We start from the raw sequence: 21,090 nt of genomic DNA, 5'->3' as shown, positions 1-21,090 counted from the left end.
GGTTACCGTTCCGGCGCCATGACCGACGATCGCAACGGCGTGCGGATCGGCCAGGCGGTCCGCGATCTCGACGGCCGGCCGCTGGGCCGCGTGGACGCGCTCTACGAGTGGGGTTTCCGCGTGGTGAAGGGCTTCCCCATCCTGTTCCGGCAGGAGCAGGTGCTGCGCTACGACGAGGTGCGCGGCGAGCGCGACGGCGCGCTGGTGGTGGCCCGCAGCGAGGCGGCGCTCCTGCAGCTCGCCGGGGGCGAGATCCCGGACATCTGGCGCGTGCCCACGCCGCACGCGTTCCCGGCCGCCGCCACGCCCTCCGAGGCGCGGGACCTGTTCGCGGAGCTGGCCGGCGCGCGCGCCGCGTCCGCCGCGCCGCGGCCGGGGGTGCCCGAGCCGCAGGTGCTGCCGGCCGCGGACGAGCGGGACTACGTGCGCAGCCGCGGCGAGTCCTTCCCGGCGGGCCCGCCCCCGCAGCCCTGATCTCGGCCCGCACCTCCGCGGCGCTCTCGGGTAATGTGCGCGGCCATGATCGAGGCCGCCCCCTCGCCGCGCCCGCAGCCGGCCGGCTACCGATGGCTGGTGCTGCTCGCCTGCAGCGTGGCGATGTTCGGCAACTACTACGTCTTCGACGCGCTCTACCCGGTCACCCCGCTGCTCGAGAAGGCGTTCGGGTTCACCGGCGAGCAGGTCGGGCTGCTCGACACCGCCTACAACGTCGCGGCGCTGCTCACGCTGCTCGCCGGCGGCGTGCTCATCGACCGGCTCGGCACCGCGCGCTCCTCGGTGCTGTTCGGCGCCATCGGCGCGGCCGGCACGCTGCTCATCGCGTTCGGCCCGGTGCTCACGCCGGGCACTCCCGCGCTCGGCATGGCCGCGGGGCGCTTCGTGCTCGGCGTCGGCTCGGAGCTGTTCATCGTGGCCGCGACCACGGTGGTCGGGCGCTGGTTCAAGGGCAAGGAGATCTCCTTCGCGCTCGCGATCCAGCTCCTCATCGCGCGCTTCGGCTCGCTCGCCGCCGACCAGTCGCCCAACTTCGCGGGCGGACTGTTCGAGCGCGGCTGGCAGGCGCCGCTGCTGCTCGCCGGCGTCATGGGCGTGGGCTGGTTCGTGTTCGCGGTGGCCTACGCCGGGCTCGAGGCGAACGCGGCGCGCCGCTACGGGGTGAAGGGGACGGTCGCGACCGACAAGCTGGTGCTCGGCGACCTGGTCCGGTTCGGCCGCGCGTACTGGTGGGTGGTCGGGCTGTGCGTCGCGTTCTACGCGACCATCTTCCCGTTCCGCACCTTCGCGAACCTGTTCTTCATCGACTACCGCGGCCTCTCCAACGAGGCCGCCGGCAGCCTGAAGAGCGTGCTGCCGCTGCTCTCCATGATCGGCATGCCGCTGTTCGGGCTCCTCGCGGACCGGTACGGCAAGCGGGCCCTGATGATGGCGGCGGGCTCGGCGCTGCTCGTGCCGCCGTTCCTGCTCATGCTCTGGTGGCACACCGGCGTGGTGCTCCCCGAGGTCCGCCTCCCGCTGCTCGGGACGGTGCTGGCGGCGGGGACGCCGCTCGAGCTGGTGCTCGCGATGGCGATGATGGGGCTCGCGTTCGCGCTCGTGCCGGCGGTGCTCTGGCCGGCGGTCACCTACCTCGTGCCCGGGTCGCGGCTCGGCTCCGCCTACGCGCTCATGACGTTCTGCCAGCAGGTGGGCTGGGCGGGCATGAGCTGGGGCATGGGCAAGGTGAAGGACGCCGGGCACGCCAGCGCCGCCGCGCCGGGGGGTTGGGTGCCGGTGGTGCTGATGCTGGCGGTGCTCTCCAGCGCCGGGTTCGTGTTCTCGTTCCTGCTCTGGCGCTCCGAGCGCGGGGCGGGCGCGCACGGGCTGGAGGACGTCACGCCGCGTGAACACGCCTGAGCCCGGCCGGGCGTCGTCGCGACCCTCGGTCCGGGCCGGGATCACCGGGACGGGCCGCGGGTCAAGTTGTTTGCCATCGGGATCCCGAACCCGTATGCTGCGATATCGACGCAAGATCCCGGGATCAGGCGGGATCTCGCGGGCGCGCGGCGGCGGGCGGCGCGTTGGCCCGAGGGCGGGTGAATGGCGGACGGGGCGAAGGTCAACGGAGTGGCGGCGGCGATCGATCCGGAGGGGCTCCTCAGGAGCGCGCTCGAGAAGATCGTCTTCTTCGAGTGCCGCGTCTCCCAGCTCGAATCCGAGCTCGCGGCGGCGCGCACCACCGCCGAGCGGGCCCGCGCCGACGCGGCGAGGGCGCACCGGCGCGAGGTGGAGCTGGAGCAGGCCGCCGCGGCCGAGCGCGGGGCCTGGGCCGACGCGCAGGCGCAGGCCGACGACCTCGTCGAGCGGGTGCGGCTGCTCGAGGGCGAGCGGGAGCGGCTCCTGTCCGGGCTGGTGGAGCGCGCCCGCATCGGCGGCGCGCCCGGCGCGGACGGCGCCCCGGGCCCGGAGGAGGGCGGGGCGGACCTGGCCGGCTTCATCGCCGAGCTGCGCGCCGAGATCGACGTGCTGCGGGCGTGGAAGGCCGCGGCCGAGGCCGGCGGCGTCCGGGTGGACGCCGGCGGCACCGTGCACGTGCCGAAGGCGCGCGAGGGCGCCGAGGCGGTGGCCCAGCTCGCCGGCCGGTTCGAGGCGGAGGGGCGGGTGGGGCTCTCCGGGCGCGACACCGACCGGATGAAGGAGCTGCTCGCCACCCGCGCCGACCGCGTGCTCTACGAGCGGTCCATGGACGACCTGCGCGCGCCCGACGCGCGCACGCGCCAGCGCGCGGTCCGCACGCTGGAGGCGCTCGGCTCGAAGGCCGCCGCGCCGCTGCTCGCCGCCGCGCTCGGGCGCGAGGAGGACGGCGAGGTGAAGGCGGCGCTGCTCGGGGCGCTGGCCCGCTTCAAGGAGCCGTTCGCGGCGCCGCTCGCGGAGCGGGCGCTGGAGGACGCGCGCCCGGCGGTGCGGGTGGCGGCGCTGGAGGCGCTGAACGCGGTGGCCTCGGGCGACGCGGAGCCGCGGCTCGCCGGCGCGCTCTCGGATCCGAGCCCCATCGTCCGCCGCCGGGCGGCGCTCCTGCTCGGCTTCGCGCCCGGCGAGCGCGCCGAGGCGGCGCTCTCGGTCGCGCTCGGCGATCCCGATCGCGGCGTGGCCCGCGCGGCCGCGGCGGCCCTGTCCGGCCGGCCCACCGCGCGCGCGCAGGGCGCGCTCGCCCGCGCGCTCGAGCACCCGGACGAGAGCGTGCGCCGCGCGGCCGCGTCGTCGCTGTCGCGCGTGTCCGGCGAGCGCATCTCCTGCGACGGGTCCGCGCCCGCGCGCCGCGCCGCCTCGCGGCGCATCGCCGAGCGGCTCGCCGCCATGGACGGCACCGCGCTGCGCGATGCCGTGATCGCGGGCGCCGACGCCCTCGCCCGCCCGTCGCCCACCCCGGCGCGAGCGGAGGCGCAGCGCACCGCCCCCGCTCCCGCGGCCTCCAGCTCCCCCGCTCGCGGGGTCCGTGCGCCCGCCGCCTCCCCCGCCGGTGCCGGGCCAGTCGAGGCACGCCCCCTCGCCCCCGCCGCCCGCGCCGCGGTGGCGGTCGCCGTCGTGGACGCCGCCCCCGCCGACCCCGGCCTCGAGGCCGGCATCGTGGGCGAGGTCCGCATCGCGCTCCGCGGCTGCACCCCCGCGGATCTTTCCGCCGTGCTCGGCGCGCCGCAGCCGCGCGTCGACGCCGTGCTCGCCGCGCTCGCGGCCCGCGGCGCCCTCGTCCAGCGCGGGGCGCGCTGGTTCATGGCATAGAGGACACGATGGAGAACGTCCGGTACACCGCGAAGCGCCTCGCCGAGATCGTCGGCGCCACCGAGAAGCAGGTGGCGTCGGCGCTGGGCCGCAAGGACGGCTTCGGTATGGCGGACCTCCCGGTCCTGCGCGAGAAGCTGAAGCGAAAGCCCGAGCCGTACCCGCACCGCATCCAGCTCTTCCTCAACTTCAAGGGCGGCACCGGCAAGACCAGCCTCTCGACCTCGTACGCGTACCGCCTCGCCGAGCGCGGCTACCGCGTGCTCATGATCGACCTCGACAGCCAGGGCCACGCCACGAAGTGCCTCGGCCAGGAGGGCTCGAGCTTCACCCGCACGCTGCACGAGGTGCTCATCCGCAAGGTGCCCATCGACGAGGTCACCGTCTCGACCGGCATGCCGAACCTGTCGCTGGTCCCGGCGAACCTCGCCATGAGCACCATCGACCTCGCGCTGATGCCGCTCGCCGGGCGCGAGTTCCGGCTGCGGAACGCGCTGCAGGGCACCGCCGGGCGCTACGACTTCATCGTGCTCGACGCGCCGCCGTCGTTCGGGCTGCTCAACCTGAACGCGCTCATGGCCGCGACGGATCTCGTCATCCCGGTGCTGGCCGACTTCCTCTCCTACGACGGCCTGCGGCTGCTGTTCGAGACGATCCAGGGGCTCGAGCAGGACCTGTCGCACCAGCTCGAGAACATCTTCATCGTGGTGAACGCCTACAACCAGACGTTCAAGATCGCCCGCGAGGCGCTGGGCGCGCTCCGCGAGCACTACGCCGACTACCTGCTCGACACGGTGGTCCGCCAGTGCACGAAGTTCGCGCAGGCGTCGAGCGAGGGCTGCCCCATCTTCGGCTACGACGCCGACTCGAAGGGCGCGACCGATCTCGAGGCGGTGCAGACGGAGATCCTCGGGCGCGTCAAGGCCGCCGCCGCGGCCGCCGGCGCCGCGGGAGCGTGACCGACATGCGCAAGGCCTTCGACGCGAACGTCCCCAAGCTGAAGCCGCGGCTCCGCGCCGCCGGCGCCCCCGCCGCGCCCGCGCCGGAGCCGGAGGCCGTGGTCGCCCCCGCGGCCGAGGCGGTCGCCGTCGCGGAGACGCCGGCCGCCGCCGAGCCGGTCGCGCCCGAGGCGCTCGCGTCTCCGGTGGCGCCCGCCGCCGAGCCCCGCGGCGCCGCCGTCGAGCGCGGCCGGGTCGCGATCCACGCCGCGGCCGAGGCCGCCGCCCAGGTGGCCGCGGTCGAGCCGCCCGCGCCGGCGCCGGTCGCCGCGCCGGTCGCGCGCGCCGCCGCCCCCGCGGTCGCGCCGATCGCGCCCGCCGCCGAGGTGCCGGCCGCGCCGCAGGGCGACGTGCAGGAGCGCCGCGAGCGGCTGCAGAAGATCAAGCGCCGGGTGGCCGAGGCCGCGAAGCCCGCGCCGCGCATCGAGCCGGTGCCCGCCGACCCGGGCCGCGCCGCCGAGAGCGTGCTCGGGCTGGTGAAGGACCTCGAGGTCGAGCTCCTGCGCGCGCGCGAGCGCGAGGAGGCCCTGCGCGCCGACCTCGACGAGGCGCGGCAGGAGCTGGCCCGCGCCGCCGGCGAGGCGCGCGGCGCCACCGAGCGGCTCGCCGTCGCCGAGAAGGAGCTGGAGGACAAGCGCGGCGTGCTCTCCGACCTGCTCGGCGAGATGGACGCGCTGGAGCAGGAGCGCGACGAGTCGGTGCGGCGCGCGCAGGCGCTCTCCGCGCTGGACGAGGAGCGCGCCCGCCTGCTCGACGACGTCACCCGCCGCGCCGACGAGGAGGCGCGGCTGCGCGCCGAGCGCGAGCAGGAGGTGGAGCGCCTCTCCGAGGAGCTCCGCGCCGGCGCCGCCGACGGCGCCCGGCTGCGCACCGCGGTGGGCGAGCTGGCCCGCGAGCGCGATCAGCTCGCGGCCGAGCTGGACCGCCTCCGCGCCGAGCGCGACGAGCTCGCCTCGGCGAAGCGCGCGCTCGAGCAGGTGCACGCGGCGCTGGCGCAGGCGCGCGCCCGGCTTGGTTGACGCGCCAATCACCGCGAGAACTCGCGGCCTTCGCTGCGCGTGCGGGCGTCGCGCCGCACGCGCGGCGTCGGGCGACCATTCGCCGCACGGTCCGGGGGACCCTTCGGGTGAGTGAGGGGCTACAATCCCCACGCTCGATGGAAGGCGCCGTGGACGGGCGCCGGAGGGACCGGATGGCCAGCTGCTCCCGCATCGCGTCGTGCCCGCTGTTCGCCCAGTTCGCGATGAAGTCGTCCCTGCGCGTGTGGCAGGGCTACTACTGCGAGGGCGACTTCGCGCGCTGCGAGCGGTTCAAGCTCGCCTCCGCCGGCGCCGCGGTTCCCGTGAACCTCCTGCCCAATGGCAAGTCGCTCGCGGTGCCGCTCGAGCAGCTGGAGCCGAAGCACATGCAGTGACGCGCGCGCCGCGTCCGGGGGGGCGCGGCGCGCGCGGTGGTCTGACGCGGGGAGGGACGCCGCGGGGGGGATGGGGGAACGCGGGGCGGGCACCACGCCGCCCCGCGCGCTTTTTCCCCCCCCGACGAGCGGTTGCCCCGGGCCGCCGCGGCCGGCATGCCTGCGGGCATGGCCACCGAACCCGCGTACGAGCTCGTCTACTGGCCGGGCCTGCAGGGCCGCGGCGAGTTCGTCCGGCTCGCGTTCGAGGACGCGGGCGTGCCCTACGCCGACCTGGCCCGCCTGCCCGACGCCGGAGGCGGCGGGGCCGCGGCGGTGATGCGGCTGCTCGAGGAGCCCGGGCCGTGGCTCACCCCGCTCGGCCCGCCCGCGCTCCGGCACGGCGAGGAGGTGGTGGCGCAGACCGCGGCCATCCTGCAGTGGCTCGCGCCGCGGATCGGGCTCGTCCCGCCGGACGAGGCGAGCCGGCTGCGCGCGCACCAGCTCCAGCTCACCATCGCGGACCTGGTCGCCGAGGTGCACGCGGTGCACCACCCGGTGGCGACCTCGCTCTACTACGAGGATCAGCGGCGCGAGGCGGCGCGCGCCGCCGAGGCGTTCCGGCGCGAGCGGATCCCGCTGTTCCTGCGCTACCTCGATCGCGCGCTCGACTCGAACCCCGCCGGCGGCGGGCGCTGGCTGGTGGGCGCGGGCTGCAGCTACCCGGACCTCTCCACCTTCCAGGTGATCGAGGGGCTCCGCTACGCGTTCCCGCGCGCCATGCGCCGCATCGAGCGGCGCTTCCCGCGCCTGGTCGCGCTGCACGACGCGGTGGCGGCCCGCCCCGGCGTCGCTGCGTACCTCGCGTCGGACCGGCGCATCCCGTTCAACGAGCAGGGCATCTTCCGGCATTACCCGGAGCTCGACGAGCCGGCGCCGGCGCGGAAGGCGCGCCCGGCGCGGAAGGTGCCCGCGCGGAAGCCGGCCGCGCGCCGGAAGCCTACTTCGCGGCGGCGCGGTCGATCGGCGTGACGTTCCCGCCGCGGTCGCGGATGCGGTCGAGCGCGTCGAAGGCGGCGTACTTGTACGCCTCCTGCAGCGTCGGGTAGTTGAACACCGTCTCGGCGAAGTAGCGGAGGTCGCCGCCCAGCGCCATCACCGCCTGGCCGAGGTGCACCGTGTCCGACGCGTGCGGGCCGATGCAGTGCACGCCCAGGATCGCGCCGTTGGCGGGATCGGCGAGCACCTTCAGGAAGCCCACCGCCTCGCCCACCAGGTTCGCGCGGGCGTTCTCCACCAGGCTGGCGCGCCCGATGACGTAGTCGCGCCCCTTCGCCTTGAGCGCCTCCTCGCTCTCGCCCACCGAGGAGATCTCCGGGATGGTGTAGATGCCCACCGGCAGCAGCTCGGGCAGCTTCTGCTTGCGGTTGCCGCCGCAGGCGTGGTTCATCGCGACGCGCCCCTGCTCCATCGAGCTCGAGGCGAGGCCGGGGAAGCCGACCAGGTCGCCGGCCGCGTACACGTGCGGCACCGCGGTCTGGTAGTGCGAGTTCACGTCGAGCAGGCCCTTGTCGGTGGCCTTCAGCCCGGCGTTCGCGAGGTTCAGCGCCTCGACGTTGCCGATGCGGCCGGCTGCGACCAGCACCTTCTCCGCGACCAGGCGCGACTCGTCGGCGAGCGTCACGAGCACGTCGCGCTCGCCGCGCTCCAGCTTCAGCGCGCGCGTCACCTGGTGCCGGGTGATGCCGAGCACGTCGAAGGAGTCCTGCATCGCGAGGGACAGCTCGGCGTCGAGCCAGGGGAGCAGGCGGTCCTTCGAGTCGATGATGGCGACCTTCACGCCCAGCGCGGCGAAGATCGACGCGTACTCGCAGCCGGCCACGCCGCCGCCCAGGATGGCGAGCGACCGCGGGATGCGGTCGAGCATCAGGATCGAGTCGGAGTCGTAGACGCGCGCGTTGTCGATCGAGTACTGCGGCGGGTGGAACGGCCGCGTGCCGGTGGCGAGCAGCACCACCTCGGCGTGCAGGTCCTGCTGGCCGCCGTCCGGCACCGCCACGCGGATGGTGTGCGGGTCCACGAAGCTGGCGATGCCGCGGAACATCTCGACGCCCGCGTGGTTGAGCGCGCTGCGGATGCGGGAGTGCTCGCGCGCGGTGACCAGGCCGCGGCGGCCCATCAGCTCGGGGACGGTGACGGTGCCGGAGACGCGGACCTCGATGCCGTGCGCGTCGCGGCTGCGGGCCTGCTGGATGGCGAGGGCGGTCTCGCGGAGCGCCTTGGACGGGATGGTGCCGGTGTTGGCGCTCGCGCCGCCGGGCACGGCCTCCTTCTCCACCAGCGCGACCTTCTTGCCCAGGAGCGCGGCCTGGATGGCGCCGTTCTCTCCGGCGGGGCCGGAGCCGATGACCACCACGTCGTACGAGAGCATGCGCCCGCTTATAATGCAGGACCCGCCGGAGTTCGATATTGTTCACGGTTCCGTGCGACCCCTCCCGACGAACCCGGTGCTCGGCCAGATCCGGAAGAACCTCTCCGTCGAGCTCGACGAGCGCCGCCGCGCGCTCGCCGCCGCGGGGAAGCGCCTGTTCGACTTCGGCCTCGGGGATCCGAAGGAGCCCACGCCGCCGTTCCTGCGCGAGGCGCTGCGCGCCGCCGTGCCCGAGGTGTCGCAGTACCCGAGCGCGTTCGGGACCGCGGCGCTCCGCCGCGCGGCCGCCGGCTACCTCCACCGCCGCTTCGGCGTGACCGTCGATCCCGAGGCCCAGGTGCTCGCCTGCGCGGGCGCCAAGGAGGCGATCTTCCACCTGCCGCTCGCGTTCGCCGGCGACCCGCGCCGCCGCAAGGTGGTGATGCCGGACCCCGGCTACCCCACCTACGAGGTGGGGGCGCGCTTCGCCGGCCTCGAGCCGGTGAAGGTCCCGCTCACCGCCCGCCGCCGGTTCCTGCTCGAGCCGGAGGACGTGGGCGAGGCCACGCTCCGCGAGACGCTCGTCTACTGGATCAGCTACCCGCACAACCCAACCGGCGCCGAGGCCCCCCGCGACTACCTGCGGCGCGTCGGCGCAGCCGCGCTCGAGCACGGGTTCATCGTCGCCTCCGACGAGTGCTACGCCGACATCTACTTCGGCGAGCCGCCCGCCTCGATGCTGGAGGAGCAGGTCGAGAACGTGCTCGCCATCCACTCCTGCTCGAAGCGGAGCGGCATGACGGGCTACCGCAGCGGCTTCCTGGCCGGCGACCCGGACCTCGTCCGCGGCCTGCGCGCGCTGCGCAGCCACCCCGGCGTCTCCCAGCCCGAGTTCGTGGCCGCCGCCGCGACCGCGGCCTGGTCCGACGACGCCCACGCCGCCGGGCGGCGCGAGATCTTCCGGCGCAAGCGCGACCGGTTCCTGCGCTTCTTCGCGGAGAAGGGGCTCGCCGTCGACGCGTCGGACGCCACCCTGTATCTCTGGGTCCGCGTGCCGGAGGGGCACACCTCCTCGAGCTACGCGCTGCGGCTCCTCGACGCGGGCATCGTGGTGGCGCCGGGGATCGCGTTCGGCGCAGGAGAGGGTTACGTCCGCGTGGCGCTGGTGCCCACGCTGGAGGAGTGCGAGGAGGCCATCCGGGCCTGGGCGAGGATCGAGCCATGAGCGACTGGAACGACGTGCGGAAGCTGATCGAGGGGGCCTTCGAGGATCGGGCCCGGCTGCAGGACCCGCAGGCCAAGGCGGCGGTGGTGAAGGCGCTGCACGGCCTCGACCGCGGCGAGCTGCGGGTGGCGGAGAAGCAGGACGGTGAGTGGAAGGTGAACGCCTGGCTGATGCAGGCGGTGAACCTCTACTTCGGCATCACCGGGATGGAGACGACCGAGTTCGGGCCGTTCCAGACGCGCGACAAGATCCCGCTCAAGAAGGACCTGGAGAAGGCCGGCGTGCGGCTGGTGCCCGGCGGCGTCGCCCGCTTCGGCTCGCACCTCGAGCCGGGCGCGGTGCTCATGCCCGGCTTCGTGAACATCGGCGCGCGCGTGGGCGCGAACTCGATGGTGGACACCTGGGCCACCGTCGGCTCCTGCGCGCAGGTCGGCGCGAACGTGCACCTCGCCGGCGGCGTCGGGATCGGCGGCGTGCTCGAGCCGCCCGGGGCCCGCCCGAACATCATCGAGGACGGCTGCTTCATCGGGAGCCGCTGCATCCTGGTCGAGGGCACCCTCGTCGAGGAGGACTGCGTGCTCGGCGCGAACGTGGTCATCACCGCGTCCACGCCCATCATCGACGTGACCGGGGCGCAGCAGGTGGTCTACAAGGGCCGCGTCCCGGCGCGCTCGGTGGTGATCCCCGGCACGCGCCCGAAGCAGTATCCGGCCGGCACCTTCAACATCCCCTGCGCGCTCATCGTGGGCCGCCGCAGCGCCGCGACCGACAAGAAGGTCTCGCTGAACCAGGCGCTGCGCGACTTCGAGGTGCAGGTCTAGCCGGCCATGGACCCGGCGACCGCCGAGCTGGCCGAGGCGCTGGCCCGCCACACCGAGGCGCTGTGCGGCGTGCTCTCGCCCATCGGCCACGAGCGCGCGCTCTGCGACCAGGTCGAGGCCTGGGCGCGGGCGCTCGGGCTCGGCGTGCGCCGGGTGAAGGACTCGCTGGTGGTCCGGGTGGACGCCGGCGCCGGCGCCGAGGCGGCGCGCGAGGGCCGGCCGCGGGTGGCGCTGTGCGGCCACCTCGACACCGTGCCGGTGCACGAGGACGACCGCGGGCCGCCGCGCCGCGACGGCGGGCGGCTCATCGCGCCGGGCAGCTCGGACATGAAGGGCGGGCTCGCCCTCATGATGGAGGTGGCCGAGCGGCTGCCGCGCGCCGAGCGCTTCTGCGAGCTGCTGCTCGTGTTCTACGCGCGCGAGGAGGGGCCGTACCTCGAGAACGAGCTCGCCGACGTGCTCCACGCGGCGGACGAGCTCTCGGGCACCGAGCTCGCCATCTGCCTGGAGCCGACCGACAACGTGCTCCAGCTCGGCTGCGTCGGCTCGATCCACGCCACGTTCACGTTCGAGGGGCGGGCCGCCCACTCCGCCCGGCCGTGGCAGGGCGAGAACGCGGTGCACCGGGCCGGCGCGCTGCTCGCCGAGCTGCACGCCCGGGCGCCGCGCGAGGCGGTCTCCGGGGGCCTCGTGTTCCGCGAGGTGACGAGCGTCACCCGGATCGAGGGCGGGCGCGCGCGCAACGTGGTGCCGGACCGCTGCACGCTCAACGTGAACCACCGCTTCGCGCCGGACCGCACGCTGCAGCAGGCCTCGGCCGAGCTGCGCGCGCTCGGCGAGCGCGTCGGCGCCGAGGTGGAGCTGACCGACCTCTCTCCGGCCTGCCCCGCCTACGCCGATCACCCGCTGGTGCGCCGCCTGCTCGAGCGCACCGGCGTCGCGGCCGAGCCGAAGCAGGCCTGGACCGACGTGGCCCGGCTCGCCGCCCACGGCATCCCGGCGGTGAACCTCGGCCCCGGCGCCACCGCGCAGGCCCACCAGCGGGGCGAATGGGTGGAGCTCGCCGCGCTGGAGCGCGGGTACCGGCTGCTGGAGCGGTTCCTGCGCGCCTGAACGGTGCGCGGAACCCGCTCGCGTCCAGCCCGTCGAAGGGCGGGCGGGGCCGTCCGTGCCCGACGGTCCCCACTGGGCCGCCTCCATCGCCGCGCCGCTCGCCTATCATCCGCGCGTGCGCGCCCTCCTGCTCGCGGCCCTGCTCGGCAGCGCCCTCCCGTCCCTCGCCATCGCGCAGGACGGCGACTGGGACGACGTGCCCGAGGAGGAGGAGCAGGACGACGAGGGCGGCCGGAACCGCTTCTTCCTCACCGCCTGGGGCGGCGCGGGCCTCGACGTGGGCGGCAACGGCGGCTCCGGCTCGCGGCTCGGCGGCGAGGCCGGCTACTCCTTCTCGACGCTCGACCTGAGCGTCGCCGGCTACGGCTACCGGCACCTGCCGGACTCCACCCGCGACTGGACGCCAGTGATCCTGGCGAGGGTGTCGCAGCGGTTCGAGACGCACCGCGGCCTCGACGCGGCGATCACGTTCGGCGTCGGCAGCGCCAGGCGCGACGGCTGGAGGGCGTGGTTCCAGGTCGGGCTCGGGGCCCGGCTCGAGCTCGGCCCGATGTTCCTGGCCGGCGAGCTGACGTTCGAGCAGGAGGACCAGCTCGGCCTGATGGGCGGGCTGGGCGCGCGGTTCTAGCGCAGCCCCCGTGGGGCGCCCTCGTTGATCCCGCCGCCGGCCCGGTTACAGACCGGACGGACCTCGCGTCCGCGTCCCCGGACCCCGTCCCGAAAGGAACCGCACCATGAAGCGACTCCTCCCCGTCCTCCTCGCGCTCGCCGCCCCGGCGCTCGCCGACGCGCAGGCCGAGACCTGGACCATCGACCCGGCGCACACCTTGTCCAGCTTCACGGTGCGTCACCTCGTCATCAGCAACGTGCGCGGCGAGTTCGGCAAGACCACCGGCACGGTGAAGCTGGACGACAAGGACGTCACCCGGTCGTCGGTCGAGGCCACCATCGACGTGACCACGCTGAACACCCGCGTGCCGGACCGCGACGCGCACCTCAAGTCGCCGGACTTCTTCGACGTCGCGAAGTACCCGACCATCACCTTCAAGTCCACGAAGGTGGAGAAGATCGGGGAGGGGAAGCTGAAGGTCACCGGCGACCTCACCATGAAGGGCGTGACGAAGCCGGTGGTGCTCGAGGTCCTCGGCCCGACCAGCGCGATCAAGGACCCCATGGGCGGCCAGCGCCGCGGCCTGGTCGCGACCACCATGGTGAACCGCCGCGACTACGGCCTGAACTGGTCGAAGACGGTGGAGGCCGGCCCGGTGGTCGGCGACGAGGTGAAGATCGAGATCGAGGGGGAGCTGGTGAAGGCCGGGCCGAAGCAGGCGGGGAAGTAGCGGGCGTCGCCGAGGCCCTGAACGACCGCGGCCCCGGGGAGCTCCCCGGGGCCGCGTCGCATACGAGGTTCGTCCGGTCCGGCGGCGCGTCCTACTGCGCCACCTTCTGCGGCTCCTTCGGCACCCGCAGGATGCCGTCGTCCTCGGCCGCGATGCGCCGGCGCCAGGCCTCCGGGTAGTCCGGGTGCGTGACGTTGCCCTGCGCGTCGCGCACGTTGCCGTCGAGGTACTTCACCATCAGCGACTCGCCCAGCTTGCGCCAGCGCGCCGTGACCATGTCGCCCTGGCTGACCGAGTAGCGGGTGAGGTAGTCGCGGGCCAGGCCGGGCGAGTCCTTGTAGAGCGTCAGGGCGGCCTTCTCCAGCTCCGCCTGCCGCGAGAGGAACCCGCCCTCCAGCTCGCCCTGCACCTGCTGCACGTCCTGGATCATGTCCGAGTAGCGCGAGTAGGCCCAGTTCGACACGAAGTTGAACACCCAGAACGCCGAGTCCCAGCTGAACGTCTTGAAGTCGGCGGTGCCCACCGCGAAGCTGCGCGGCACCTCGTGGATCGAGCAGTACATCGGCACGTAGACGGTGCTGTACGTGTCGTCCACGCCGAACCAGAGCACCCCGCCCACCGCCGCCGGCAGCGCGGCGCGCGACTGCGCCACGAACGAGAAGCCGGTCTGCTGCGTCGAGATGGCCCGCTCGTTCAGGTACTCCTGGTCGTCCACCTTGAACGTCATGGGCCGCCAGCGGTACGGCACCGAGAACGGGCCCGCGCCCACGCCCTTCGACAGGTCGAGCTCGGTGCCCTCGAAGTGGTCGCGCATGAGCGCCATCACGTCGCGCACCGCGAGCGGCTTCTCGGCCTTCACCCACAGCGGCACGCGCTCGGCCTTCGGGTCCTGTCCCTTCACCATGGAGGACGGCAGCGACTGCCCCGGCGCCACGCGGCGGAACACGCTCCACACCCGCGCGTCGCAGGCGCGCAGCGCGCCGAAGTCGAGCGGCGCGTAGGTGTCGGCGAAGCTGAACTCGGCGTCCTTGCCCTTGAACCAGCCCTTCTCGCGGGCGAACGAGATGACGTCCTTCGCGTAGAGCGTGGTCTTCGGCTCGTCGAGCGGGAACTGGCGGATGCGGGCGTGGTTCGCGTGCGCCGACACGTAGCCGTCCGGGATGCGGCGGGCCACCCAGACCGCGCCCTTCCGCTTCGGCCCCTTGCCGATCATCTCGAGGATCCAGGCCTCGTTCGGATCCGAGATGGAGAAGGACTCGCCGGTGGAGGCGTAGCCGTACTCGGCCACGAGGTCGGTCATCACCTGGATCGCCTCGCGCGCGGTGCGGGCGCGCTCCAGCGCGATGTACATGAGCGAGCCGTAGTCCACCCGGCCCTCGGGATCCTGCAGCTCCTTGCGGCCGGTGAAGGTGGTCTCGCCGATGGCGACCTGGTGCTCGTTGATGTTGCCGACCACGTGGTAGGTGACGGCCGGCTGCGGGATGCGGCCCAGGAACTTGCCGGTGTCCCACTCGATGATCTCGCGCTGTGCGCCGGGCGCGTGCTGCGCCGCCGGGCGGAGCGGGAGGTCGCCGTAGAGGTCGTGCGAGTCGGCCGCGTAGGTGATGAAGGTGGAGCCGTCCGCGCTCGCGCCCTTCGAGACCAGGATGCTGGTGCAGGCGTCGGCCGCGCCGGGCAGGGAGAGGACGAGGGCTGCCGCGGCGAGCGCGGCGGCGGGGGCGGTCTTGCGGTGGTCGAGCATGGCCGCCGAGGATACCCGAGCCCGCTCCTCCGGGTCACTTCGCGGCCCGGCACCGCCTCGCCCGGGGCCGTGACCCCGGTGTTTCGGTCGGGTCCGGCCGCCCAAGTCCGGGACCGGCCGCGCCGCGCACCCGCGGTCCGGGCGCGAGCCCGCCCTCGGGCGGGCCTGCCGCTCCGGCCTGCGCAGGCGTGCAGCATCCGGGCGCGACCGCGGGGCACGGCGGTTGCTCCACCGGCGCGCGCCATGACCTCCGCCTCCGACGCCCCTCCCGATCCCGTGTCCGCCGCCGCGTCCTCCCCCACCGATCGGCCGCGTGAGCGGCTCCTCGCGGCCGGCCCGCGCGCGCTCTCCGATGCCGAGCTGCTCGCGCTCGTGCTCGGCACCGGAACCGGCCGCGTCTCGGCTCGGGCCGCCGCGCTCTCGCTGGTGGAGGCGCTGCCCGTCGCCGAGCTGGCCTGGGCGCCGCCCGACGCGCTCGCGTCCTGGCCCGGCATCGGCGTCGCCCGCGCCGCCGCGCTCGCGGCCGCGTTCGAGCTGGGCCGGCGCGGTGCGTGGTCGCCGCCGCGTCGCGGCGAGCGCTGCCTGGATCCCAGGACCGTCCACGAGCTCCTCCGCCACGCCGCGCACGCCGAGCGCGAGGGCTTCCACGTGGTGCTGCTCGACGTGCGCGGGCGGCTGCTCCGGGCGGTGCAGGTGGCGGAGGGCTCGCTCTCGCAGTGCCCCGTCTCGCCCCGCGACGCGCTCCGCCCCGCGGTGCGGGAGGGGGCGCACGGCGTCGTGTTCGTCCACAACCACCCGAGCGGCGATCCCAGCCCCAGCCCCGACGACATGGACCTGACCGCCCGCCTCCGCGCCGCCGCCGACCTCGTCGGCGTCCTCGCCCGCGACCACGTCATCGTGGCGGCGGGCGGGTACTACTCGTTCGTCGAGGCGGGGAGGTGGAGGCGGTAGGGTGCCCCTTGCGGACGCATCGTGAAATCGGTTGTACTCCGGGCGTACTTCACCCGGAGAACGCCCGATGCGCACCCTGCTCGCCATCGCCTCGATCGCCGCAGCCGCGTCGCTCTGCGCCTGCGTGACCTCGCCGGCCGTCAACCCGAGCTACCGGCTCCGTCCCGAGTCGCGTCCCGAGTGCGAGGCCCACTGCGGCCAGCTCGGGATGCGCCTCGGCGCCATCGTCATCATGGGATCTGCGACCGGCTGCGTGTGCGAGCCGAAGGAGGCCGCCACCCCCGAGTCGCGCGCGGCCGCCGGCGGCGCCGAGTTCCGGGTGGCCCAGCTGGTGAAGCAGGAGGAGGAGCGCCGACATCGGGAGCTGAACAGCCGCCCGATGCACAACGCCCCCGTCCCTTCGCCAGGGTTGCCAGGGACGCCCGGGATCCATCGCTGAGAAATCCCGGCCCGCGCCCGACCTCTCGCGGCGAGGTCACGGACGAATAGGACGCAGACCGGTGACGTGCGCGCAATCGCACAGGCGGCCACGTTGAATCGACCACCACGCAGCGGACCTCCGTTGCCGGGACGGGCGCTCCGGCCGGTCTTGACGTAAAGTGCGACTTCGCGCATAGTGCGTTAGATCCGATACAACGCGCGAGCACCTCGACGCGCGCAACACTGAGTCACATCCGGCCAGCCAGATGGCAGCCGAAGAGGGGAGTCGTATGCGCGCGAAGCTGCTCGGAGCCTGCATTCTCCTTGTCGGGCTGGCAGCCTGTGGAGGATCGGAGGATCAGGCAGACATGCGTGCCGCGCACGACGCGGCGGTGGCATGCGTTCCGTCGCAGGTCGATTGGTCGGATGTGGCGAGCGACGACCAGAAGATGTGCGACGGTCCCTTTGAGTATGGGGCGAGGTGTTGCGCAAACGGTCAGCAACGATATCAGAGCTGCTACCACACGCATGAGTTGGCCATATACGAGCAGAAAGTTACGCAGAAGCCGATCAGTTGCAAGAGCGAGTGCGCCGAATGGGAATGGGGCCCTCCGGGTTGCATCGACCCCCATACGTACACAACCGCTGGAGTCGATCCGTCTCCGGACGCGGTCTATTGTCGTGACGTTTGCGTAGCGTACCTCACTCGATGCACGTATCCCGCTTGCGATGCAAATATGGACGACGCGCAGCACGCTCTCAGCCGCGTGCAGGACGAGCGAGCCCGGTGCAGTGTGACCGCGAACAGTCCCGTCATCCGGGCAACTCCGTCGGCGGACATCTCGGGAGATCGGACCTGTACGATCAGCATCGTGCACGACGATGGGGGGGTGCTGAAGGGGACGGCGGTTACGAGCCAGCCCGATGCGGCAGGTAACTACATTGTGAATCAATGCGATTCCTTTGCGGACGCGGATTGTGGCTGGGATCCCTTCTCGAAGGAATGGGAAGCCTGCAATGACGCGAAGCTCGGTCAGCTGAATATCGACGGATCGCGGTACGCGCAGGATAACTCCGAGCAATGCCCTGCTCTCGCTCCGCAATATACAGGGCCGGGCCTCTCGCTGGCAGCATTCAACGCTCAGGTCCCGGTCCTGCAGCGGACCAACTCGTCGGGGGCCGTCAACTCCCGCTGCATGACAGGGGAGGATCTGGCGCCTCTCGGGACGGCTCCGAGCGACGCGACCGTCCAGGCGAAGTGGGACGCACTGAAGACGCGCGCCGACACGCTCCCGGCAAACACCGGCGACGCGAACCTGGCGCGCAAGGTTGTGCAGCATCGAGAGCAACTGTTCGAGCTCTTCGGTGAGCGGCTGGATCCGGGACGGCAGCAGGCGGCGGTCGCACTCTACGAGGCCAATCCGAACATCGCGCCAGCGTGTGCGGCCACGGACACGCCCTGGGCTCCCCCGACCGAGACGAACCCTTCGCCGGACCTCCGCGCGCTGCAGGGCCGACTGATCATGTGCGACCGGATCCTCCAGCGAGACGGACGGGCCAGCGTCGCGGCCGAGGCCGGCGCTGCGGAACTGGCTGACGAGATGGCGCTGGTGTGCGCGCTCACGCCGGTGCGGGCGAAGTCGGCGGCGGCAGGCCTCCCCACCCGCGATGTGTATGTCGCAAAGGCGGCACAGGTCTCGGTCGATGTGATGAGCCGCGGCTTCTCGTGGCTCACCACGCCGCCGGGTGGATCCGAGCAGGACGCGCGCAGGCCCATCCTCCAGCGGAGAGCCTGGACGCTCGGCCAGTGGTACGACGGAGCGAAAGCGAACGTGTTCCCCTCAAGCGATGCGCTCTGGGCCAACTCGAGCGCCGTGGCGGGTGCGATCACGGCGGGCCTCCATTCGAAGGATCGCGCGCGCTTCACTGCGAGCGGTCGAACGGAGGCAGACCTGGAGGTCTTCCTCCGGAGTGGTCTCGCGAGCGACCGCGAGCTCGTGGCCGCGCTCCACTCGACGTTCGTGCCTCCGGGTGGATCCACCGCGCAGCTGCCGCTCGTGACCGCGCCCGCGCTCTACTTCATCAGCGATCTCGCGCGCAACGCGGTCGAGCGCCTCGACGCCATCGCCCCGTTCCACGATCTGGGGTGTCGCTACCTTGGCTGCTACGGGACGCCTCGTCGAAGTGAAGTCGTGTCCATGTACGACCTCGTAGGCGCCCTCGACGACGGCGCCGCCCTGACCCAGGCGATCGCGACGTCGGACAGCGCCAGGACCTCTTGGCCAGCCTACTTCGGTGCGAGTTGGAGCGACTGGCGAACCACCTTCTCCCTGCTCGCTGCTCAACACGGTCGCGTCATCGAGCCGGCGGTTCTGGACGCAGCGGGAGCACCTCTCGGGACGGCATACGATCCTGCCCTCCTCTCCAATGCGCAGACCGGTGCGGCGGCGCCGCTCCTCGATCTCTCCGCGTCCCTGAAGCTGGGCCGGGTCCGCCGTGACAATTTCGCGGACACGGGCCTCCTGATTTCCTCCGGCGGCAAGGCGCTCCCCACCGGCCTGCTCGCCTCCAAGATCGCCCAGCTCGACGGGGCCGTCGCAGCCGCGGAGACCAACCTCAATAGCCAGGTTGGCGCATACCGAAGTCAACGCAACACGCTCGTCCAAGGCCTCGTCACCGAGATCGAGGGCGGACAGAGGACGACGGCACTGCAGCATCGCATGAGCGAGATCTTCAACGAGATCTACGAACTCGCGTCCGACGAGGCGGGGCTCAAGGTGACGGCATCGATGGATCAGGCGCGCTTCAGCGACATCGGCGCCCTCATTCAAGAACTGCAGGGAACACTCGCTGCCCAGGGGACGACGTACACCTCGGTGCCGATCTGGGTCGGCCAGCCGGTGTCGGGTGCCGACGCGAGATATCAGGGGTCGTTCGCTCAGCTCGAGCAGGCCGCGCTCGTGCGAGGGGGTACGCCGTTCAAGATGAGCGGCCTGGGCGGCGACATCTTGACCATGAATGTGGCGGGGCAGTGGCAGCCGAGCTGCGCGCTCCAGGCCCAGAACGGTTCGCTCTACGGGGTCCCGCTCGCGACGAGCGAGCCCGGGGGAATGCGGTTCGCCAGGACCGGGCCCGATGGCTACAGCCTCACGTTGTCGGGGAGCACGTTCAACACGGTCAGTCACTCGTTCACGAAGTCGAAAACGTGGTCGTTCAGGTCCGAAGTCTGCGCCGGCGGGGGCTGGGGCGGATCCTCGACTCCGTCCGGCGATCCGGCGGCGGGCTTCCTGAGTGGCTTCAGCTTCAGCGTCAGCGCCACGGCGTGCGCGGGGTACTCCTCGTCGCGGACGACACAGGACTCGACCGGTCACGGAAACGAGACGCGCAACTCGGCAGCCTTCGCCTACGGCCTGCGGTTGCCCCACACCCCGTTCCCCGAGTTCCCCGCGGGCAGCCTGCTGGCTGTCGTCGTCAAGGCGGGATACACCGCGCGATCCGCGATCATCGACGCGGTCGTGGTGCAGGGGCCGAACACCACCGTCGTGCTCCCCGAGGCGGCTGACGTCTACCTGGTGGTGAACGACCTGGCCTGCGGCAACGCTGGGCCCGACTCGCTCTCGCTGAACATCGCCCGCCTTCGCCCGGACAGCAGCAACGTGAGGGCCATGGCAGGGGCCATGGAGGCGGTGTGGGCCGACATGAAGGCGCAGACCGACGGCATCATCGCGCAGGGCCGGCTCCTGCCCGACCAGGCGAGCTATTTCCGCAACGAGGCTTGGTACGAGCTCCGCACGCGCTCGGGCCTCGAGCCGACCGCCTTCCCGCCGGTGGTCTACAACTTCTTCCAGACCTGGATCGATTCCAAGGTTGTGCAGATCGAGCGCGCCATCGAGCTGACCCGAATCAGGCGCGACATGGACCAGCTACAGCGTGAAGCTGAAGCCTACCGCCTGGATCTCGAGGCGATGGATAGGAAGGGACGGCTCGACAGGCTCGTGCCCATCTGGGCGCTCGAAAACCTCAACCTCTCCAATCGATTCCTCGTCGACGGGACGAACGAGCTGGCGCGGATGGTGCGCGAGGACCTGCATCCCATGGTCTACCTGCGCTACCCCGAGGCGCTCCAGGGCCTGGTCCAGCCCGACTACCTGCTGCGTACGGACTGGAGCAACGTCAGCCTCGACGTACTGGCCCAGAACACGATCGCGGTGACGAGCGAGGTGCGAAGCAAGCTCGACTCGGCGGTGTGGGCCGCGCAGAACGATCCCAACGACGCCACCATCGCCTGGGCGATCCTTCGCTTCCCGAATCCCCTCAACCCACCGTTCCCCGGGCTGCCGGGACGGTCGGCCTCCGACGCGCGCGCGGATGCCCTCTGGGAGGCGATCGGGACCAACCAACCGTTCCAGTTCAGCGTCTTCCCGGAGGATCTGTATCAGTCGGGCGCGACCGACACCCTGCTCGGCTGCAACCTCGTCGCCCCCGCCATCACCCGCATGGCCCTCTACGTGTCGAGCGACGACGCAACGTTGGTGAACAACGCGCCCACCCACGTCAACTACACGGATAAGCGGGTTCCGACGGTGGTGGCGCAGGACATGCTCTTCACGACGGCTCGCGCGCCCGAGAGCTTCGTGTTCGGGAACGGCGACTGGCTTGCCAACCGGACGAGGCTCCTGTACGGCCCGCCCATCTCCGCGCAGTACTGGCTGGATTCGCTGCCGTCTATAGCCTTCGCCGAAGGGCCCACGGGGGTTTCTCCTTTCGGCACCTTCTCGCTGGATCCCTTCGGTGCGCTCGTGATGCTGTATCCAGACGCGAGCGAGATCTCGGTGGTCATGCAGGTCGAGGCGAGACGAAAGGGCGCCGGACAAGGCGTGAACGGCGTCGGAACGTGTCCGGTTTGGTGATCCAGAGAGCGT

Annotated in this window: 17 protein-coding genes; 15 read left to right on the top strand and 2 right to left on the bottom strand. The window is 72.7% G+C overall.

Translation table 11 applies throughout. The features are described from left to right. The first annotated feature begins 18 nt into the window (after positions 1-18). The 7 genes from ANAEK_RS19635 (at position 19) to ANAEK_RS19605 (ending at position 7,179) form a co-directional block, all read left to right on the top strand. Positions 19-474 (top strand): hypothetical protein, encoded by a 456-nt coding sequence (locus ANAEK_RS19635; RefSeq protein ID WP_012527870.1) that lies wholly within the window; start codon positions 19-21, stop codon positions 472-474. A 45-nt stretch (positions 475-519) separates the two neighbouring features. Beyond that, positions 520-1,893: an MFS transporter gene (locus ANAEK_RS19630; protein ID WP_232288291.1), complete on the top strand. Its 1,374-nt coding sequence runs from the start codon at positions 520-522 to the stop codon at positions 1,891-1,893. Between the two features lie 210 nt (positions 1,894-2,103). Beyond that, a complete protein-coding gene (locus ANAEK_RS23660; RefSeq protein WP_304411948.1) occupies positions 2,104-3,756 on the top strand; it encodes a HEAT repeat domain-containing protein in 1,653 nt (550 codons plus the stop codon). Between the two features lie 8 nt (positions 3,757-3,764). Beyond that, positions 3,765-4,715 (top strand): ParA family protein, encoded by a 951-nt coding sequence (locus tag ANAEK_RS19620; protein WP_012527867.1) that lies wholly within the window; start codon positions 3,765-3,767, stop codon positions 4,713-4,715. Positions 4,716-4,720: 5 nt separating this feature from the next. Continuing rightward, positions 4,721-5,773 (top strand): hypothetical protein, encoded by a 1,053-nt coding sequence (locus ANAEK_RS19615; protein ID WP_012527866.1) that lies wholly within the window; start codon positions 4,721-4,723, stop codon positions 5,771-5,773. 137 nt (positions 5,774-5,910) lie between these two features. Continuing rightward, the gene (locus tag ANAEK_RS19610) at positions 5,911-6,168 is read left to right on the top strand and encodes a hypothetical protein (RefSeq protein ID WP_232288290.1); all 258 of its coding nucleotides are present in this window, start codon (positions 5,911-5,913) and stop codon (positions 6,166-6,168) included. 156 nt (positions 6,169-6,324) lie between these two features. Beyond that, a complete protein-coding gene (locus ANAEK_RS19605; RefSeq protein ID WP_012527864.1) occupies positions 6,325-7,179 on the top strand; it encodes a glutathione S-transferase in 855 nt (284 codons plus the stop codon). Here ANAEK_RS19605 and sthA read toward each other — a convergent pair. After that, positions 7,148-8,578 (bottom strand): Si-specific NAD(P)(+) transhydrogenase, encoded by a 1,431-nt coding sequence (sthA, locus tag ANAEK_RS19600; RefSeq protein WP_012527863.1) that lies wholly within the window; start codon positions 8,576-8,578, stop codon positions 7,148-7,150. The genes ANAEK_RS19605 and sthA overlap by 32 nt on opposite strands. Here sthA and dapC point away from each other — a divergent pair. The 5 genes from dapC (at position 8,553) to ANAEK_RS19575 (ending at position 13,056) form a co-directional block, all read left to right on the top strand. Next, the gene (gene dapC / locus ANAEK_RS19595) at positions 8,553-9,782 is read left to right on the top strand and encodes a succinyldiaminopimelate transaminase (protein WP_232288288.1); all 1,230 of its coding nucleotides are present in this window, start codon (positions 8,553-8,555) and stop codon (positions 9,780-9,782) included. The two genes, sthA and dapC, sit on opposite strands and share 26 nt — an antisense overlap. Beyond that, positions 9,779-10,603, top strand: a complete 825-nt coding sequence (locus ANAEK_RS19590; protein WP_012527861.1) for a 2,3,4,5-tetrahydropyridine-2,6-dicarboxylate N-succinyltransferase — start codon at positions 9,779-9,781, stop codon at positions 10,601-10,603. Before dapC ends, ANAEK_RS19590 begins: the two co-directional genes overlap by 4 nt. A 6-nt stretch (positions 10,604-10,609) precedes the next feature. Then, a complete protein-coding gene (gene dapE / locus ANAEK_RS19585) occupies positions 10,610-11,716 on the top strand; it encodes a succinyl-diaminopimelate desuccinylase (protein WP_012527860.1) in 1,107 nt (368 codons plus the stop codon). 115 nt (positions 11,717-11,831) lie between these two features. Next, positions 11,832-12,344 carry a hypothetical protein gene (locus ANAEK_RS19580; protein WP_232288287.1) on the top strand — a complete coding sequence of 171 codons (513 nt, stop codon included), beginning with the start codon at positions 11,832-11,834 and terminating at the stop codon, positions 12,342-12,344. 106 nt (positions 12,345-12,450) lie between these two features. Further along, entirely contained in the window at positions 12,451-13,056 is a 606-nt protein-coding gene (locus tag ANAEK_RS19575; RefSeq protein WP_012527858.1) for a YceI family protein, read from the top strand. Between the two features lie 91 nt (positions 13,057-13,147). On the opposite strand, the gene ANAEK_RS19570 is transcribed toward ANAEK_RS19575, so the two are convergent. Further along, the gene (locus tag ANAEK_RS19570) at positions 13,148-14,797 is read right to left on the bottom strand and encodes a dipeptidase (protein ID WP_012527857.1); all 1,650 of its coding nucleotides are present in this window, start codon (positions 14,795-14,797) and stop codon (positions 13,148-13,150) included. 243 nt (positions 14,798-15,040) lie between these two features. Between ANAEK_RS19570 and radC the strand changes: the two genes are divergently transcribed. The 3 genes from radC (at position 15,041) to ANAEK_RS19555 (ending at position 21,078) form a co-directional block, all read left to right on the top strand. After that, positions 15,041-15,748, top strand: coding sequence for a DNA repair protein RadC (gene radC, locus ANAEK_RS19565; protein WP_012527856.1), 708 nt, complete (start codon positions 15,041-15,043; stop codon positions 15,746-15,748). Between the two features lie 67 nt (positions 15,749-15,815). Further along, positions 15,816-16,187, top strand: coding sequence for a hypothetical protein (locus tag ANAEK_RS19560; protein ID WP_012527855.1), 372 nt, complete (start codon positions 15,816-15,818; stop codon positions 16,185-16,187). A 718-nt stretch (positions 16,188-16,905) separates the two neighbouring features. Further along, positions 16,906-21,078 (top strand): hypothetical protein, encoded by a 4,173-nt coding sequence (locus tag ANAEK_RS19555; RefSeq protein WP_041454122.1) that lies wholly within the window; start codon positions 16,906-16,908, stop codon positions 21,076-21,078. Positions 21,079-21,090: the final 12 nt, after the last annotated feature.

The sequence above is a fragment of the Anaeromyxobacter sp. K genome (assembly GCF_000020805.1).
Taxonomy (GTDB): Bacteria; Myxococcota; Myxococcia; order Myxococcales; family Anaeromyxobacteraceae; genus Anaeromyxobacter; species Anaeromyxobacter dehalogenans.
Note: the sequence above shows the minus strand (reverse complement) of the source record. Positions and strands in the feature narration are given on the sequence as shown.